We start from the raw sequence: 16,609 nt of genomic DNA on the forward strand, positions 1-16,609 counted from the left end.
CCTTTTGAGCATCGAGGCTTACGCCTCGTTGGCGAGCAGCCAGTCCTGCCGCACCGCGTCAATGACGCGCAGCACCTTGCCATTATCGACATGCCAGAAGGTCCAGCCATTGCAGCTCGGCGCGCCCTGCACGCTTGCACCGACTTTGTGGATCGACCCCGGTGCCTGCCCCTCGCACTCGAGGCTACCGTCGACCCGCACCTTAGCCCGCCAGCGACGCTTGGCGTCAGTCAGCATCGTTCCCGGCGGGATCATGCCGCACTCGACGAGCGTACCAAAGGCAACGCGCGTCGCAGCCTTTGGCGCCATCATCGTCTTCACCGCGCTCTCGTCGAGCGGCAGCGCCATTTCGATGCGTTCGTTAGCCGCGGCGATATAATCATCCTCACGCTCGATCCCGATGAAATGGCGCCCGAGCCGCTTTGCGACGGCGCCGGTCGTGCCGGTTCCGAAAAAAGGATCGAGGATCACGTCGCCGGGGTTCGAGCAAGCAAGCAGAATGCGATAAAGCAACGCTTCGGGTTTTTGCGTCGGGTGAACCTTGTGTCCGCCCTTCTTGAGCCGCTCCTGCCCGCCGCAAATCGGGATCAGCCAGTCGCTGCGCATCTGGAGTTCGTCGTTCAGCGTCTTCATCGCGCGATAGTTGAAGGTATAGCGCGCCTTTTCGCCCATCGATGCCCAGATCAGCGTCTCATGCGCGTTGGTAAAGCGCGTCCCCTTGAAGTTGGGCATCGGGTTCGCCTTTCGCCAGACGATGTCGTTGAGGATCCAATAACCCTGATCCTGCAAGGCTGTGCCGACGCGGAAGATATTGTGATAGCTGCCGATCACCCAGATGCTGCCGCCGGGCTTCAGGATGCGCTTTGCTTCCTTGAGCCAGGCATGGGTGAAACGGTCGTAGGCGGCCAGACTGTCGAACTTGTCCCATTCATCGTCGACGGCGTCGACCTGGCTGCCGTCGGGACGGGTGAGATCGCCCCCGAGCTGGAGATTATAAGGCGGGTCGGCGAAGATCATGTCGATCGAGGCCGCGGGGAGCGCGCGCATCGTCTCGACGCAGTCGCCCTGCAAAATGCTGTCGAGCGGCAGATCCGCGGGGACCGCTTTCGGTGCCCGCTCTTTCCCTGCCGGCGCCTTGACCCGCTCCATCACTCCCATGCCGCTCGCCCCTGTTTGTTGCAAAGAAAGCCCTGATGAGTCCGGCGACAGCCGCCGTCAAGCTCAGGACTCTAGGAAATCCGCGTGTCCAAATGGTTAAGGGGAGGAGAACGAAAGGAGTCTGCCACGACATATGGAGTCCGCCGCGCGGCCAAGACTCAACCACTGGTAGTGTGGCAGCGGGGACTCACTGGGCAAAAAAATCCTGCAGTGCCCGTTACCAGCGGTTCCAGACCTTCTCGGCGAACCCGGGCAGGCCGCGTACAGCGAGCAGTGCGCCGTCATCGAGGATCACCTGTCCGGAAAAATAGCCAAAGACCTGATCCTGCTCGGTCTTGACCATGCCGGCTTCGACCTTGGCCCAGCGGTTGACCGCGGGCACAAAATGCATCTCGAAGCGCCCGTCATTGCTTGTGAAGTGCCACCGATCGCTGTCGGGCGCGCCGCTGGGCATGTGAAAGGCGATCTGATCAAGCTTGTGCGCGCGGCCATCAACGAACAGCATATTCTCGCTCGCCGCGGAGGTCTCGCCAAAGCCATAGCCGATGTTGAAACCAAAGGGCCGCGCCTCGACAAGGCCCGACGCCGAGCCCCAGTACCAGACATTGTCATAGGTCCACACGCCGCGGCCCCAATCGAGAACCCCAAAGGAGGTTTCCGGCGTGAAATCATGGACCTGTGATCCGATCCTCACACCGCCCCGCGCCGGCATGCAATTGATTTTCTGATTATAGTAAAAGGCGTGCGGGTCATCGGCGAAGGGAGTGGCAATGACCATCCGCTCCATCGGGGGCTGATCGAGCCGGATTTCACCCGATAGCCCGCGGCCGCCGTCGAAGCCGGGCGCGCGGACCGTCAGCCTCCGTCCGCCCGGCTCGTGCCGGAAGGCCAGTTCGAGCCCGTCCTGCGCCTGAACGATATCGCCCGCATCGGCGCTGGCAGGCAGCGCCATCCTCCCCATCGGCTCGGCAATCAGCGCGCCGTCGTTTACAAAGCTTCGCCCGCGCAGATCCATCCACGAAACGCCAAGATAGCCGATATAGCCATTGTCCGCGACCGTCAGCGCGAGCCCGAAGTCCGCGTTGAGAACGCAGTAATAATCCCATTCCTTGATGCGGGCAGGATGGGCGGCGATCAGGCTGCGGTCGTAACGGCGAACTTCGCGCGTCGCATAACCGGGATCTATAAGATGCCCCGCCGCATCGTGGAGGGGCCCCTCGCCCATGACATGCTGCGCCATCGCTTTGCTCGCCCTTCTGCCCCTATATCCCCGGATCCACCCCGGTGAGGTCGATCGAACGCTCCCAAAGCTCGCGCGCGAGCTTGGGATCGCGCGCCATGCTCGTCGCGCGCGCCGGGCCCGAGCGGCCGGTGACCTCGCCCAGCCCCTGGGGCCCCAAATAGTCGCCGCCCTGCACATTGGCGCCCGTCGCCGCCTGCAGCGTCGGCCAGGCGCCCCGCGCCGCGCTGTTGAAGAAGGGGGTCGCAAGCGGGGTCATATAGCGAAGCGGCATCGGCAGGTGCCGGGTGAGCTCGGTGAGCGCGACGCCCGGGTGACAACCGATCGCCTGCGTCGCGCGGCCGGCCTTCCCGAGCCGCCGGTCGAGTTCGTACATCGTCAGCAGATTGGCGAGTTTGCTGGTCTGATAGCGCTGCCAGACATGATAGCTGCGACTCGCGTCGAGGTCGCTGTAGTCCATGTGCCCGCCCTTGTGCGCGAGGCTGGCGGTGATCACGATGCGGTCGTCGACATGGGGGTGGATGAGACCGGTGAAGGCGAAGGGGCCGAGGTGATTGACCCCGAATTGCAGTTCCACGCCCTGCCGCGTCAGCGTCCGCGGCGGAACCATCACCCCGGCATTGTTGATGAGCACGTCGATCCTGGGCCCGGCCAGTACCGCTGCGGCTGCCTCGCGGACCTGGTCGAGATCGGCAAGGTCGAGCTTCAGAAAGCTGAGCTCAGCCGTGGGCGCGTCGCTGCGGATCGCATCCATCGCAGCCTCGGCGCGCGCCGCAGCGCGGCACGCCAGCACGACATCGGCGCCGCGCACGGCAAGGACCTTCGCAGTTTCGAAGCCGATACCGGCATTGGCGCCGGTGACGAGAAAGCGCCGCCCGGTCTGCACGCCGACATCCTCGGCGGTAAATCCGCTGCGCATCGCCTCTCCCCTTCTCCGGCGGTCAGACCAACTGCAATTGCGCGACCGGCGCGAAGCTCGCCCGGTGGAGCGGCGTCGGACCGTGCTCGCGCAGCGCCCTGAGATGCTCGGGGGTACCATAGCCCATGTTCGTCGCCCAGCCAAAGACCGGGTAGTCGCGTGCCGCTGCGACCATGATGCGATCGCGATGCTCTTTGGCAATGATGCTCGCCGCGGAAATGCAGGGGTGCAGGGCGTCGCCGCCGATCACCGCGCGCGCACGATATTTCCAGCGCGGCAGCCGGTTGCCGTCGACGAGTATTTCATGCGGGTCGCAGCCCAGTGCCTCGACCGCGCGCGTCATTGCAAGGAAAGTCGCCTGCAGGATGTTGACCGCATCGATCTCGGCGACGCTTGCCTCGCCGATGCCCCAGCGGCAGCGGGTCTTGATCAGGATTTCGAGCTCGCCCCGCCGCTTCGCGGTCAGCTTTTTGGAATCGTCGAGGCCATCGATTCCGCCCTCGCACAGGATCACCGCGGCCGCGACAACCGGCCCCGCGAGCGGGCCGCGCCCGGCCTCGTCGACACCGACCGTCAGATACGCCAAGGCGGATATCTCCGATATTCGCCCGCCTGATAGAGGCAAAGGCGATTCCCGGCAGGATCGATCAGTCGCGCCTCGCGCCAGCCCCATGGCTCATCCTTGGGCATCGTGTCGAAGCGCACCCCGCGCCGCGCGAGATAGGCGACCCAGGCATCGAGCGCGCCGCTTTCGAGGTAGATTGTCGCGCCGCCCGCGTCGCCACCCCCGACGTGGACCGAGAGCGTTACACCGTTGGCGGCTTCAAAGCGTGCATAGCCATTTTCCGGGCTGTCGACGATCTGCCTCAGCCCCATCTGTTTGTAGAAAGCGACGGAGGCAGAATAGTCGGCCGCCGGCAGCGTGACCTGGTTGAGGGCCGGTCCGGTAAACAGCCCGTCATTGCGCACCGCCTGCTGACCCATCGGGCCATGCCCCTCGCCAAGCCCCGGCGCATCGAGCAGCGAGAGACGCACGAAATCGCGCGCGCGCGCGGTCGCAGGCTCGAGAGGCATGCCCTGTGCGAGCCCCGTCGCAATGGCGCTTGCAAGCGTGCAGCCGGTGCCGTGCGTGTGCGGCGTCTCGATCCGCGGTGCCTCCCAGCGCGCGACTTCCCCCCCATCAGGTTCGAAAAGCCGATCGGTCACCATCTCGCCCTCGCCGTGCCCGCCCTTGACGAGCAGCGCGCAGCCGTGCGCGAGAATGGCCTCTTCGCCGCCAAGCGCTGCCAGTTCGCCGAGGTTGGGGGTCACCAGCGCCGCTCGCGCCAGCAGCGCCTCGAATGCGCGGATCGTCGCTGCGTCGGCGAGCACCGACCCGCTCGTTGACACCATCACCGGATCGAACACGACCGGCGCCCCCGAAAGGTCGGGCCGCGCCAGCCGCTCGGCAACGGCCGCCGCAGCTTCGGCGCTGCCGATCATCCCGATCTTGATCGCATCGACGCCGATGTCGCTTGCGACGCTGTCGATCTGCATCAGCACCATGTCCGTCGGGATCGGGTGCACGCCCTGCACTCCGAGCGTATTTTGCGCGGTGATCGCGGCAATCGCAGTGCTCGCATGACCGCCAAGCATCGTCACCGTCTTGATGTCGGCCTGGATCCCTGCGCCGCCCCCGCTGTCGGACCCCGCGATGATCAGGACCCGCGCCGTCATCGCACCGCCCCCGATCGGGTCATCGCGCGCCCGGATGGCGCCGCTCGGCCGACGCCGGGAATTTGGCCAGCGCCGCACCTTCGCGCAGCGGCCGGTCGAGCAGGTCACCGCCGCAATTGGGGCAACGCTCGTCGAGCTTGTCGGCGCAATCAGCGCAGAAAGTGCACTCCAACGAGCAAATGAAGGCGCCGTGGATGTCGGCGGGCAGATCGCGGCCGCAGCGTTCGCAATCGGGACGCATTTCGAGCATGTCTATTCTCCTGCCGCAACGCGCACTGCGTCGCAAATCATATCGACCACGCGCTCGACCTCGCCGGCGTCGTCGCCCTCGGCCATCACGCGGATCACGGGTTCGGTGCCCGAGGCGCGGATAACGAGGCGGCCGCGGCCGTCGAGCGCGCCCTCCCCCTCCAAGATCGCCGCCTGGACCTGTGCGTCCTCGAGCGGTTTGCCGCCCTTGAAGCGCACATTCTTCAAAAGCTGGGGTACCGGGTCGAACTGGTGGAGGAGTTCGCTCGCGGGCTTGCCCGAGGTCACGAGCTCAGCGAGAACCTGGAGCCCGGCGAGCGTCCCGTCCCCGGTGGTTGCGTGGTCTGAGAGGATCATATGTCCCGATTGCTCACCGCCCACATTGAAGCCCCCGCTTTTCATGCGTTCAAGCACATAGCGGTCGCCGACCTTGGTGCGCTCGAGCCGCAGCCCCTCACTCTCTAAAAAGCGCTCAAGGCCAAGGTTCGACATTACCGTCGCGACGACCCCGCCGCCCTTCAGCCGACCCTGCCTTGCCCAGCTCGCCCCGATGAGACCCATGATCTGGTCCCCGTCAACGATCGCGCCCATTTCGTCGACAATGATCAGCCGGTCGGCATCGCCGTCGAGCGCGATCCCGATATGGGCGCCGCTCGCGACAACGGTCTCCTGCAAAAGCCCAGGCGCCGTCGAGCCGCAGCGGTCGTTGATATTGACGCCATTGGGTTCAACCCCGATCGCCACCACGTCGGCGCCCAGTTCCCAGAACACCGTCGGCGCGCTGTTATAGGCCGCGCCATTGGCGCAATCGAGGACGATCTTCAATCCGTCGAGGCGGGCCGATTCAGGCAGGCTCTGCTTGACGGCGTGGATGTAACGGCCGCGCGCGTCCTCGATCCGCTTCGCCCGGCCAATCTGCGCAGATGCGGCGAGTTTCGGCTGCTCGGCGAGCAGAAGCTCGATTTGTGCCTCGTCCTCGTCCGACAGCTTGTAGCCGTCGGGGCCAAACAATTTGATCCCATTGTCGTGAAAGGGATTGTGGCTCGCCGAGATCACCACGCCAAGATCGGCGCGCATCGAATGCGTCAGCATCGCGACCGCCGGAGTCGGCATCGGACCAACCTGGACCACGTCCATGCCCACGCTTGTAAAGCCCGCGACGAGCGCATTTTCGAGCATGTAGCCCGACAGGCGTGTATCCTTGCCGATCACGACGCGATGCTTGTGCGTTCCGCGCAGGAAGTGGGCACCGGCCGCCATGCCCACGCGCATCGCAACCTCGGCCGTCATCGGAATCGCGTTCGTCATCCCGCGGATACCGTCGGTTCCGAAAAACTTGCGCATGCCACCTCTGCTACTTAAGCCGAACAACCGGACAAGAGCTTGCCCCGGAGCCTCCGGGATGGCCCTAGGTCACCCATTTTTGCTTGGCAAGAAGGCCAGCAACTGCCCGAGGAATTTGAACGTGAAATCCGCATGGGTCATCCTCTCGGCTCTCGTGGTCGGAATGTTGCTAGGCGTCGGGGCGGAAAGCCTGTCCCCTGGCGGGGCGAGCGCCTCGCTGCGCATCATCGAGCCGGTCGGCCTTCTCTGGCTCAACGCGCTCAAGATGACGATCGTCCCCCTGATTGTTGCCCTGCTTGTTACCGGAATCACCGCGACCGCCGACGCCGCGCGCGCAGGCACGCTGGCCGCACGGGCGGTTGCGACCTTCATCGTCGCGATTGTCATCGCAGGCTTCATGTCGCTCGTGCTCACCCCGCTGCTTCTTCGGGTCTTTCCGCTGTCAGCGAACGCAGCCGAGGCGCTACGCCGCGGACTGGGAGGGGCGCTCGAGGCGCCGCCATCGCCGACCTTTGCCGACTATCTGCTCAGCCTCGTACCCACCAATCCGATCGCCGCGGCGGCAGAAACGGCGGTACTGCCTCTCATTGTCTTCACCACCATCTTCGCCTTCGCGATCACCCGCATCGAACCGGAACAGCGTGCGGGCCTTTCGAACCTGTTCAAGGCATTAGGCAATACAATGCTGGTCGTGATCGGCTGGGTTCTTGCGCTTGCACCGATCGGGGTTTTTGCGCTTGGCTACGCGCTTGCCGTCAAGGCCGGATTTGCGGCGTTCGGCGGGCTCCTCCACTATGTGCTCATCGTCTCGGCTATTGGCGTCGCCTGCCTGATCCTCGGCCTCATCCTCGCCTGGCTGGTCGCAGGCGTCGCGCCGCCTCGCTTCATCCGCGCGATGATCCCGGCCTTTGCGGTCGCGGTCAGCACGCAAAGCTCGCTCGCAAGCCTGCCTCCCATGCTCAAAGCCTCCGAAACGCTGGGGGTCGATCCCAAGAAGGCCGACATCGTCCTGCCGCTCGCGGTCGCGCTTTTCCGCTTCACGAGCACGGCGATGAATCTTGCCGTGGTCATTTACATTGCCTGGTTGTTCGGGATCGGGCTGACGCCATGGACAATGGCAATCGGCCTTGCAGTCGCAGTCGCTGCCGCGCTGAGCGCGGTCAGCCTCCCGGGGTCGATCAGCTTTGTGACGTCGATCGCGCCGATAGCGGTGTCAATGGGTGTTCCCGTCGCCCCGCTCGGCCTGCTGGTTGCGGTCGAGACTTTCCCTGATATCTGGCGTACGCTCGGGAATGTCGTCGCCGATGTCGCCGCCACCAAATATGCCGCTGACGCAGTCGCGGACGAACGGGCAGGAGAAGCGCCATGAAATATCGCACGCTTGGTCAGGGACTTCAGGTTTCTGCGATCGGCATCGGCTGCATGCCGATGGTCAAGGGGGGCAATATCCTGTATGGCGAGGCCGCCGACATGGACGAGGCAACGCGCACCATCCACCGCGCGATCGACCTTGGCGTCACCTTCTTCGATACCGCCGAAATCTATGGCCCCTTCGCGAACGAGGAACTGCTCGGGGAGGCGATCCGGGGCAAGCGCAACGGCCTCGTGATCGCGACCAAGTTCGGCTTCGGACTTGATGGCAATAAGATCGTCGGGGTCGACGGCTCGCCCGCCAACGCCCGCCGCGCATGCGAGGGTTCGCTCCAGCGGCTCGGTATCGATGTGATTGATCTCTTCTACCAGCACCGCGTCGATCCTTCAGTTCCGATCGAAGAAACGGTCGGAGGCATGATGGAACTCGTCAAGGAGGGGAAGGTCCGCCACATTGGGCTCTCCGAAGCCGGCCCCGACACGTTGCGCCGCGCCGCCGCGGCAGCGCCTATCACCGCGCTGCAGAGTGAATATTCCATCTGGGAACGCGGCGTGGAAGAAGAAATCCTCGGCATATGCCGCGAAAGCAATATCGGCTTCATTCCCTATTCGCCGCTCGGCCGCGGCTTCCTCGCCGGCACAATCCGCAGCCGCGACGAGCTTGCCGAGAATGACTGGCGGCGCAACGATCCGCGCTACTCGGAAGAAAATCTGCCCGCCAACCTTGCGATCGTCGATGCCATCGCCGGCGTCGCGGCAAAGCACGGCATCTCGAACGCGCAGGTCGCGCTCGCCTGGCTGCTCGCGCAGGGCGACACCATCGTCCCTATCCCGGGCACCAAGCGCCGCGCTACGATGGAAAACAGCGTCGCTGCCGCCGACGTCACCCTGACCGCCGAAGACCTTGCCGCAATCGAAGCGGCCGCTCCGATGGGCGGCACCAGCGGTCCTCGCTATGGCGAGCAGGGTATGCGGATGGTGCGGCTGTAGGGCTTTCGAGAAGGGTACGGATTTCAGCCGACTGCGGACCGTTCGCATCGCTCATTTTTGTCATTCTCGCGAAAGCGGGCACACCTTTGTTATAACTCGGTCGGTGCCCGGTTTGGGGTAGTCGTTCACGAAGTCGAGAATGCCCATGAGCGACCCGTGCAGCGCGTGGCATGAACCTCGCCACGCTTTGTCGCCGGGGTGCAGCACGATCTTGCCGATGAGTGATCGGATGTCGGCTGAGGCATCAAGCCGTGCTTTTGGGTTTTTGAGCGTTTCCATGAGCTTCGTGACCTTGCGCTCGTAGATTTCAACGATGCCGCGATGGACGTCGGGAACGCGGGCGGGATTTTCGGCGAGCCGCGCGGTGATCTCCGCTTTCTCGCATTCGAGTTCGGCCATGCGCACTTTCATGCTCGGCTGATACAGCCCATCTTCGATCGATACCCATATGGCGCGCAGCCGTTACCGGGGCTTGTGACCAGGTCACAAGCCCCGGTAACGGCTGCGCGCTATGAATCACTCAGCAAATCATTTGGGAATCCCAAAAAACAACCTTCTGCCAAAATAGATGGGGTGGTTGCCGTCCGCCCCGAACGGCATCGGAATGTGCCAAGATGGTGGCGTCAACAGCCACTGGATGGAAAGGACGGCAACCGTGACGAAGACTATCATGATCGGCGTGGATTTGGCGAAAAATGTCATCCAACTGCACGCTGCAAGAATGACTGGCGAGGTGGAGTATCGCAAGCAACTGTCGCGCGAAAAGTTCCGCCGGTTCATGGCCGAGCAACCACCTGCGGTGGTGGTGATGGAAGCCTGCGGCAGCGCAAATTACTGGGCGCGTGAACTTAGTCGCGTTGGTCATACTGTAAAGCTGATCGCGCCGCATTATGTTCGCCCGTTCGTCAAAAGGCAGAAGAACGATGCCGCGGATGCCGAGGCCATTGTCATCGCCGCGCAGCGGCCGGAAATGCGCTTCGTCGCTGCCAAGTCAGAAGACCAACAAGGTCGGGCAATGCTGTTTCGTACCCGAACCCGGCTTGTCCATCAGCGTACTGAGTTGATCAACATGCTCCGCGCCTTCCTTTACGAATTCGGTCATGCAGTTCCCCAAGGGGTTCAGCAATGTCAGCGGATTGAAGCGATCGTGAAGGAGGCTAACAGCGACCTTCCGGAAATCGTTCGCTCGGAATGCCTTGAAATCCTCGACCAAATTACCGGGATGACGGCGCGGATCAAACGAAGCGACGAGCGGATCAGAGCCTTGGCGGCTCAAACCGACACCGCACGCCGGTTGCAGACGATGCCAGGTGTCGGCCCTATGACAGCTCTCGCGGTCGATGCCTTCGCTCCGCCAATGGAGAGCTTCAAATCCGGCCGCGACTTTGCAGCCTGGCTGGGATTAGTGCCTCGTCAGCATTCAAGCGGTGGCAAGGCCCGCCATGGGCGCATCTCAAAAGCAGGGCAGGCTGATATTCGGCGGCTCCTGATAATTGGCGCAATGTCCCGACTGAACTGGATGGGTCGGAAATCTATCATAGCAGGCTCTTGGCTCGCGAACCTGAGTGCGCGCAAACCGCGGATGTTGGTCGCGATTGCCTTGGCCAACAAGATGGCGCGGGCGATCTGGGCCATGCTCACCAGACAGGAGAACTTCCGGGATCCGATGGCAGCAACCGTGGCTTGATCAAACCGCGATAGGCTGACGTCGGTGACGGGGAGCAAGAAGGCAATGATTTGAATGGGAAAAGGATCGAACAGATCGGATCAGGAAAACCAGCCCTAGCACGTGAGCTTCCATGCTCGGAAAGTAGTTTTGGACCTGATCCGCGGATCACCATACCGGCCAGCGGTCTCTGAAATGCCGCATACGAAGGCCTGACAGAAGACCGCACTCGATCATTTGCTCATTCAAGCCGAAAGCCTCTTGCGCAACGGACGGCAACCACAGAAGTGCTATTGGCCGATTTCAAGACCCAGCGCCTTCGCCACCCGCTCCCACGGTATCAGCTTGAAATTCTGATTCTCGGGAGGGGAAACATTGCGGCCGTCCTGCGCGACCATCAGGCCGTGGGGAAAGGCAGGCCCCGCCGCCGCGCTGGTGACGTCGAGGCCATCGGTTTCGGATACACCGTCGATCCCCGCCGCCATGTCGGCGCCGATGCGGAAAGAACCGACATAGGCATTGTCGCCTTCACGGCGGAACACCGCATAGCTGTCATTGCCCTGGCTCGAGACGACAAGATAGCCTTTTCCGTCGGCCATGGCATAGAGTCCGATCCCCTCCATATCGTCCTTGAGCGCCGGGTTGTCGGCGACTTTCGCCAGCATCGTGCGTGCAGGACCGCCGCGCGGTTCGGCGCCCTCGCGCCAGATGCCGACATCCTCTTCACCAGTATAAAGCATGCCGGTCTCGTCATCGGCGACACAGCCCTCGACCTGCGTTTCGAAAGGCAGGTCGCGCACAAGTTTCGCCCGCACCTTGCCGGCGGACGTCGCGACCAACTCCCACTGGCGCATCTTGCCGTCGCTCTGGTTGACGAAAACATAGGTCTTTTTCGTCTTCGCGCTGCGATACATGCAGAGGCCATAGGGATCCTTGAAGCCGGTGTCCTGCAACCCGTCGGCAACGTCGGTCAGCTTGCGCGTCGCGGGATCGAGAGCATAGATCGAGATACCCTTGGTCGTGCGATTGCTGGCCGTCACGAGCGTCACGTCGCGGCCGCCCAGACGGAAACCGCTTCGCAAATCGACGTTGTTCATGCGCCCGTCGGGAAGGAACTGAAGAACCTTTCCTTCCAAGTCATACACATAAAGTCCCGATTGTTTTTGCGTCCCGATCACGACGCTTTGCGCGGGATCGGCGGGATTGATCCAGATCGCCGGATCGTCTGCGGCATCGCCCCCGGTCTCCACCGGCACCGTCTCGACCGTCGGGCGTGCGAGCGGCATCGTCTCGGGCGCCGGCACCGCCGGCCGTTCGGGGAGTCCCGCCGCGGCGAGGACCGCCTGCCAACTCGCGATCTTGAAATTCGGTTCCTCGGGCGAATTGTCGTCGTCGGCGACCACCACGACCGGCCCCGCCACCGTGACGCTGCCGCCATCCTCGATCTGGTCGGCACCCGCCGCGAGCGCCACCGAGCCAAGATAGGCATAGCCATCGAGGGGATCGTAAATGTTCAGCCGATTGGCCGACGCATCCGAGACGAGCAGGCGGCCGTCCGCGGCAATACCGACACCCTTCGCTTCTTCGGTGATATGGCCGAGGCGGACGATATCGACGACCTCGGGCGCGATCTCGGCCTCGGGTTCGGCGGCGAAGCGCCATACCCCCACGGCTTCCTGCGAGAAATAGACCGAGCCGCGGTCGTCGGCGGCGCAATAGCCGATTTCCGATCCGAGCGACCAGCGCCGCGCAATCCGCGCGTTCATGGCGCCCGACGCTTCGGACGCCAATCCCCACTGCTCGATCTCTCCCTTGTCACCGACGAGGAAGAGATAAAGCGTATCGTCGCGATGACTGCGCGAAAAGCAGAGTCCCGCAATCGTCATCTCGGGCCTTGTCCCAGCCAGCGCCAGCGGCGTCGGCACGCCACCGGCCGTCACACGAAAGAGTTTGGGCGCATTATCCTTGCCATCGAGCGCGGCCAGCAACGGCCCCCCGCCCGGCGCGGCATCGGCACGCAGATCGAGCGCGCGAATATTGCCCACCTTGTGCGTCCCGAGGCGTTTCCCGGCCAGATCGAAGACATCGATTCCCGCGGATTCGGCACCCGCGAGAATCAACGAACGCGACGCATCGGCGGGGTCGGCGACGACCACGGCACCATCGGCGCCGGATCCTTCGGTCGCCTGCGTCTCGGCAGAGGCGGCAACGACCGGAACCGAAGCAACCTGCTGTGCCATGACACCTGCCGGAACAGCGGCCAGCCCCGCGGCGATTGCAAATAGACTCGTTTTCACGCACCCCTCCCTTTTCTCTTCCAGATCGCGATCGGGCGGATACCCGATCGTCCGAACGACGGCCGCAAAAGCGGACCGCAACATCATTTCAGAATAATTTTTCTATCTTTTCTATAAAACAGAATGTATATTCATTCCATGCCAATGTCACCCCTTATTTCCGCCATGATCGCCGCCGCCGACGCCGCAGGCGAAGGTTTGATCGCCGATCGCGAGCGCATCGCCACGCTCACGATCCATAGCAAGGCCGGCGCCGCCGACATGTTCACCGAGGCCGATCTGAAGGCCGAGGCGACCGTCCGTGAACGGCTGATGGCCCATGCCCCCGCCTATGGCTTTCTCGGTGAGGAGGGCGGGCTGACGCCCGGCAGCGACACCGACCATGTGTGGGTGGTCGATCCGCTCGACGGTACGACCAACTTCCTGACAGGATCCCCACTTTTCGCGGTCAACATTGCGCTGGCGAAACAGGGCGAGGTCGTCGCGGGGGTCACCTATGTCCCCGCGATGGACGAACTGTTCTGGGCGGAGACCGGCAGCGGCGCATGGCTCGGCGAACGCCGCATCCATATCTCGGCACGCACGACGATCGAGGAAGCGGTGCTGGGCGTCGGCATTCCCTTTGCGACCAAGCCGAACCACGAACAATTTTATACCGAGATGGAGCGGCTGACCCCGCGTGTCACCGGCATCCGCCGCCTTGGGGCGGGCGCGATCGATATGGCCTGGGTCGCCTGCGGCCGCCACGATGCCTATTGGGAACAGAGCGTCAGCGCCTGGGACATGGCGGCCGGGGTCGTGATCGTGCGCGAGGCGGGCGGCGTCGTGACCGACACGCGCGGCAACGCGCTAGATCTGATGAACGGGACGGTGCTGGCATCGACGCCCGCGATTCACGAGGAAATGCTGGCGGCGCTGGCGCCCGCCCATGCCGCCTGAAGCCCAATCCAGCACCCTTCGCGATGCGACCGGCGGATTGCGTCGGTGACCCGCTCGACCGCGAGCGCATCTGCAAAGCTCATGGCGGCCGACGGCAAGCCTGCGGCCGCTTCCACGACGGCCTTGACCTCGATCGTCTTCAGGTCGTTGTAGCCGATCTGGTGTCCCGGCGCCGGACAGAAGGCGCCATAGTCGCCATGCTCCGGCCCCGCGCAGATCGTCGTGAAGCCATTGGTGCGCCCCGGTCCGGACCGATAGAGCCTGAGTTCGCTGAATCGCTCCTGTGTGAAAGCGATCGAGCCGCGCGTCCCGCTGACCTCGAACGCCAGCCCCATCTTGTGCCCGCTCGCGATCCAGCTCGCCGCGAGCGTCCCCGTCGCACCGTTGGCGAATTCGACCACGGCATCCATCTGATCGTCGACCGTCACTGCGCGGTCGGCGCCCCGCGCGTCGCGGCGCATCGGATAGACGGTATGGAGCCGGCCCGACACGGCGGCGATATCGCCCACCAGATGCCGCGCCATCGCAATGATATGACTGCCGATGTCGGCGAGCGCGCCACCCGCTTGATCGGGCTCGCAGCGCCAGTTGAACGGCGCGTCGGCCGACGCCATGAAATCCTCGGCGTGGATGCCGCGAAAGGCGGTGACCTCGCCGATCTCGCCGCCCGCGATCAACTCGCGCGCGAGCACGATCATCGGATTATAGAGATAGGTGAAACCGACCGCGGTCGGCAGCCCCGATGCCGCGGCGGCAGCGGTCATCGCTTCCGATTCGGCGATTGTCGTCGCGAGCGGCTTTTCGCAATAGACCGCCTTCCCCGCCTCAAGCGCGGCGATCGCGATCGGGGCGTGGAGCAGGTTCGGGGTGGCGATCGCGACCATGTCGATCGACGCATCGGCGATCGTCTCGCGCCAGTCGCCGCTCGCGCGCGCGATGCCGAGCGACGCCGCGGCGGCGGTCGCCGTTCCGAGATCGCGGTCGGCGAGGATGGTGACGCGCGGGCTGCGCGGCAGGTCGAAGGTGCGGTCGGCGGCGGCAAAGGCGAGGGTGTGGGCGCGGCCCATGAAGCCGCTGCCGATCAGCGCGATATTCAGCGGCGCGCCGGTCATTCGCCCGCGACCTGGCGAAAACGTGCGCGCAGCCGCTCGACCGTCTTGCGCTTGACCGGCTGGCCGTCGCGCAGCTTGTACCAGCTGTTCTGGCTGATCCGGTAGGTCTCGAACAGACCTTCGCGGGTCGCGCACGGCAGATGCGCCTTCATCGCCTCGAATTCGTCGGGGGCGATGGTCACCATCTCGAAACGCATGTCTTACTCACCTCCATAATAGCTGCCGCCACGCTCGGCGCGCTCGCGGCGTTCCAATTCATCGGCGTCGATCGCCGCGCGCCAGCTCTGCCGGCCGTTGACGAGGTCGGCGGCGCGAAGGACGATCGGGTCGCCGGTCGCCGATGCCCCGACGACGTCGCGGATGCTGAGCTCGACGCGCGGTTCGGGGTCGAAGTGGAAATCGAGCAGCCCGAAATTGGCGCTGCGCACCCACGGCGCGCGCAGCCGCACTTCGGGATGCTGGTCGACGAATTTGGGGCTGAGATATTGGGCGAGCCCCGAACTCACCAGATCGTAGAAATCATAGCCGCCCTGGTCGGACCGCGGGATGCAATTCGCCTCGCCCTGATGGACATCGCCCGAGATGCCGAAGCAACCGGCGATTCCTTCGTCGCGTAGAAAATCGAGGATTTCGTCGCGTTCGTGAAGATAGGCGGCCCAGCTGTCGCCGCCCTGCTCGGCGCGCGACCAGCCGGTGCCCGAGGCGAGGATCTTGAACACCGCCTTCGACGCCTTGAGCTCGCGCTTCAGCCACGCCTTTTGCGCGGCGCCGAGCATCGTCTTGTCGGGGCCGTCGGGCGCCTTGGGCGGGTCGCGGTAATAGCGGCCGTCGAGCATGAAGATGTCGACGGGACCGAAGCTGTGGCGAAAGAAGATGCCGGGCGTATCGGGCAGCCCCGCGGCGGGATTCGCCCACCAGCGGTTGAACAAGCGGTGCGTCATGCCCTTCGCGGGGTTGCGGCGATCCGAATCATTATAGCCGAAATCATGGTCGTCCCAGATCGCGAGTTGCGGCACCGAACGCAGCAGCGGGACGAGGCTCGCGACGTTGCGCTGGCGCGTATACATCGCCGAAAAGGCGGTCTCGCTGTCGCTATCGGCATAGATATTGTCGCCGAGCCACAGGAACAGGTCGGGCTCCATCGCCGCGACCGCGTCGAACACCGGCTGGTCGGGATAGAGCTGGACGCGCGCGCATGAGCCGAAGGCGATGCGGATCGGGCGCGGTCGGTCGGGGGCGGTGCGGGTGCGGAAGGGCAGCGGCTGGTGCCGGTCGTCGATGCCGTCGGTCTTGATCCGGTAATAATAGGCGGTGTCGGGTTTCAGACCCTTTACCTCGACCGCGGTGCAGAGGTCGTTATCCTGCGTCGCGGCGACCGGGGCGGTGGTCTGCGCATCGGCGAAATCGCGCCGGGTCGCATATTCGACCGCGACGTCGAAGGCGCCGCTCGCGCGCGACCAGAGGGTGAAGCTCTCCGGCGTCGTCGCGCCGACCATCGGGCCGTCGAGCAGGCGCGGATAGCCGGTCGCGGCGGCGTAGAGCCGGCGCGGCAGCGCGGCGAGGAAGGCGAGGGCGGCGCCGCCGCGCAGGAGATTGCGTCGATCCATC

16 protein-coding genes are annotated in these 16,609 nt (G+C 64.3%); 4 read left to right on the forward strand and 12 right to left on the reverse strand.

Annotated elements, in window-relative coordinates:
• Window positions 1–18 precede the first annotated feature (18 nt).
• The 7 genes from B5X69_RS12055 to glmM form a co-directional block, all read right to left on the reverse strand.
• Window positions 19–1,158, reverse strand: a complete 1,140-nt coding sequence (locus B5X69_RS12055) for a site-specific DNA-methyltransferase (RefSeq protein WP_079638938.1) — start codon at window positions 1,156–1,158, stop codon at window positions 19–21.
• Between the two features lie 217 nt (window positions 1,159–1,375).
• A complete protein-coding gene (locus B5X69_RS12060) occupies window positions 1,376–2,398 on the reverse strand; it encodes a DUF2804 domain-containing protein (protein WP_176141587.1) in 1,023 nt (340 codons plus the stop codon).
• Window positions 2,399–2,420: 22 nt separating this feature from the next.
• Window positions 2,421–3,317: an oxidoreductase gene (locus B5X69_RS12065; RefSeq protein WP_053554072.1), complete on the reverse strand. Its 897-nt coding sequence runs from the start codon at window positions 3,315–3,317 to the stop codon at window positions 2,421–2,423.
• A 22-nt stretch (window positions 3,318–3,339) separates the two neighbouring features.
• Window positions 3,340–3,894: a ribonuclease HII gene (locus B5X69_RS12070; RefSeq protein ID WP_245798721.1), complete on the reverse strand. Its 555-nt coding sequence runs from the start codon at window positions 3,892–3,894 to the stop codon at window positions 3,340–3,342.
• Window positions 3,891–5,033: a bifunctional hydroxymethylpyrimidine kinase/phosphomethylpyrimidine kinase gene (gene thiD, locus B5X69_RS12075; protein WP_079638940.1), complete on the reverse strand. Its 1,143-nt coding sequence runs from the start codon at window positions 5,031–5,033 to the stop codon at window positions 3,891–3,893. Before thiD ends, B5X69_RS12070 begins: the two co-directional genes overlap by 4 nt.
• Window positions 5,034–5,052: 19 nt before the next feature.
• Window positions 5,053–5,283 (reverse strand): DUF1272 domain-containing protein, encoded by a 231-nt coding sequence (locus B5X69_RS12080; RefSeq protein WP_079638941.1) that lies wholly within the window; start codon window positions 5,281–5,283, stop codon window positions 5,053–5,055.
• 2 nt (window positions 5,284–5,285) lie between these two features.
• Window positions 5,286–6,626: a phosphoglucosamine mutase gene (gene glmM, locus B5X69_RS12085; protein ID WP_079638942.1), complete on the reverse strand. Its 1,341-nt coding sequence runs from the start codon at window positions 6,624–6,626 to the stop codon at window positions 5,286–5,288.
• A 121-nt stretch (window positions 6,627–6,747) separates the two neighbouring features.
• Between glmM and B5X69_RS12090 the strand changes: the two genes are divergently transcribed.
• Complete coding sequence (locus B5X69_RS12090; RefSeq protein WP_079638979.1) at window positions 6,748–7,995, forward strand: dicarboxylate/amino acid:cation symporter; 1,248 nt, start codon at window positions 6,748–6,750, stop codon at window positions 7,993–7,995.
• Complete coding sequence (locus tag B5X69_RS12095) at window positions 7,992–8,987, forward strand: aldo/keto reductase (protein ID WP_079638943.1); 996 nt, start codon at window positions 7,992–7,994, stop codon at window positions 8,985–8,987. Before B5X69_RS12090 ends, B5X69_RS12095 begins: the two co-directional genes overlap by 4 nt.
• A gap of 60 nt (window positions 8,988–9,047) precedes the next feature.
• On the opposite strand, the gene B5X69_RS12100 is transcribed toward B5X69_RS12095, so the two are convergent.
• Window positions 9,048–9,386, reverse strand: a complete 339-nt coding sequence (locus B5X69_RS12100) for a hypothetical protein (protein ID WP_139375769.1) — start codon at window positions 9,384–9,386, stop codon at window positions 9,048–9,050.
• Window positions 9,387–9,642: 256 nt separating this feature from the next.
• On the opposite strand from B5X69_RS12100, the gene B5X69_RS12105 reads away from it, so the two are divergent.
• Window positions 9,643–10,674 carry an IS110 family RNA-guided transposase gene (locus tag B5X69_RS12105; protein WP_425441512.1) on the forward strand — a complete coding sequence of 344 codons (1,032 nt, stop codon included), beginning with the start codon at window positions 9,643–9,645 and terminating at the stop codon, window positions 10,672–10,674.
• Window positions 10,675–10,943: 269 nt separating this feature from the next.
• Here B5X69_RS12105 and B5X69_RS12110 read toward each other — a convergent pair whose 3' ends face one another.
• Window positions 10,944–12,950 carry a phytase gene (locus B5X69_RS12110; protein ID WP_217699117.1) on the reverse strand — a complete coding sequence of 669 codons (2,007 nt, stop codon included), beginning with the start codon at window positions 12,948–12,950 and terminating at the stop codon, window positions 10,944–10,946.
• A gap of 138 nt (window positions 12,951–13,088) precedes the next feature.
• Here B5X69_RS12110 and B5X69_RS12115 point away from each other — a divergent pair, with 138 nt between their 5' ends.
• Entirely contained in the window at window positions 13,089–13,889 is an 801-nt protein-coding gene (locus B5X69_RS12115) for an inositol monophosphatase family protein (RefSeq protein WP_079638982.1), read from the forward strand.
• Here the strand turns inward: B5X69_RS12115 and B5X69_RS12120 are convergent.
• The 3 genes from B5X69_RS12120 to B5X69_RS12130 are packed head-to-tail and all read right to left on the reverse strand — an operon-like array spanning window position 13,844 to window position 16,608.
• Window positions 13,844–15,001, reverse strand: coding sequence for a Gfo/Idh/MocA family protein (locus B5X69_RS12120; protein ID WP_079638945.1), 1,158 nt, complete (start codon window positions 14,999–15,001; stop codon window positions 13,844–13,846). The two genes, B5X69_RS12115 and B5X69_RS12120, sit on opposite strands and share 46 nt — an antisense overlap.
• Window positions 14,998–15,198: a hypothetical protein gene (locus B5X69_RS12125; protein ID WP_079638946.1), complete on the reverse strand. Its 201-nt coding sequence runs from the start codon at window positions 15,196–15,198 to the stop codon at window positions 14,998–15,000. Before B5X69_RS12125 ends, B5X69_RS12120 begins: the two co-directional genes overlap by 4 nt.
• A 3-nt stretch (window positions 15,199–15,201) precedes the next feature.
• Window positions 15,202–16,608: an alkaline phosphatase D family protein gene (locus tag B5X69_RS12130; RefSeq protein ID WP_176141588.1), complete on the reverse strand. Its 1,407-nt coding sequence runs from the start codon at window positions 16,606–16,608 to the stop codon at window positions 15,202–15,204.
• Window position 16,609: the final 1 nt, after the last annotated feature.

Origin of the sequence: Sphingopyxis flava (genome assembly GCF_900168005.1) — a bacterium.
Lineage (GTDB): Bacteria > Pseudomonadota > Alphaproteobacteria > Sphingomonadales > Sphingomonadaceae > Sphingopyxis > Sphingopyxis flava.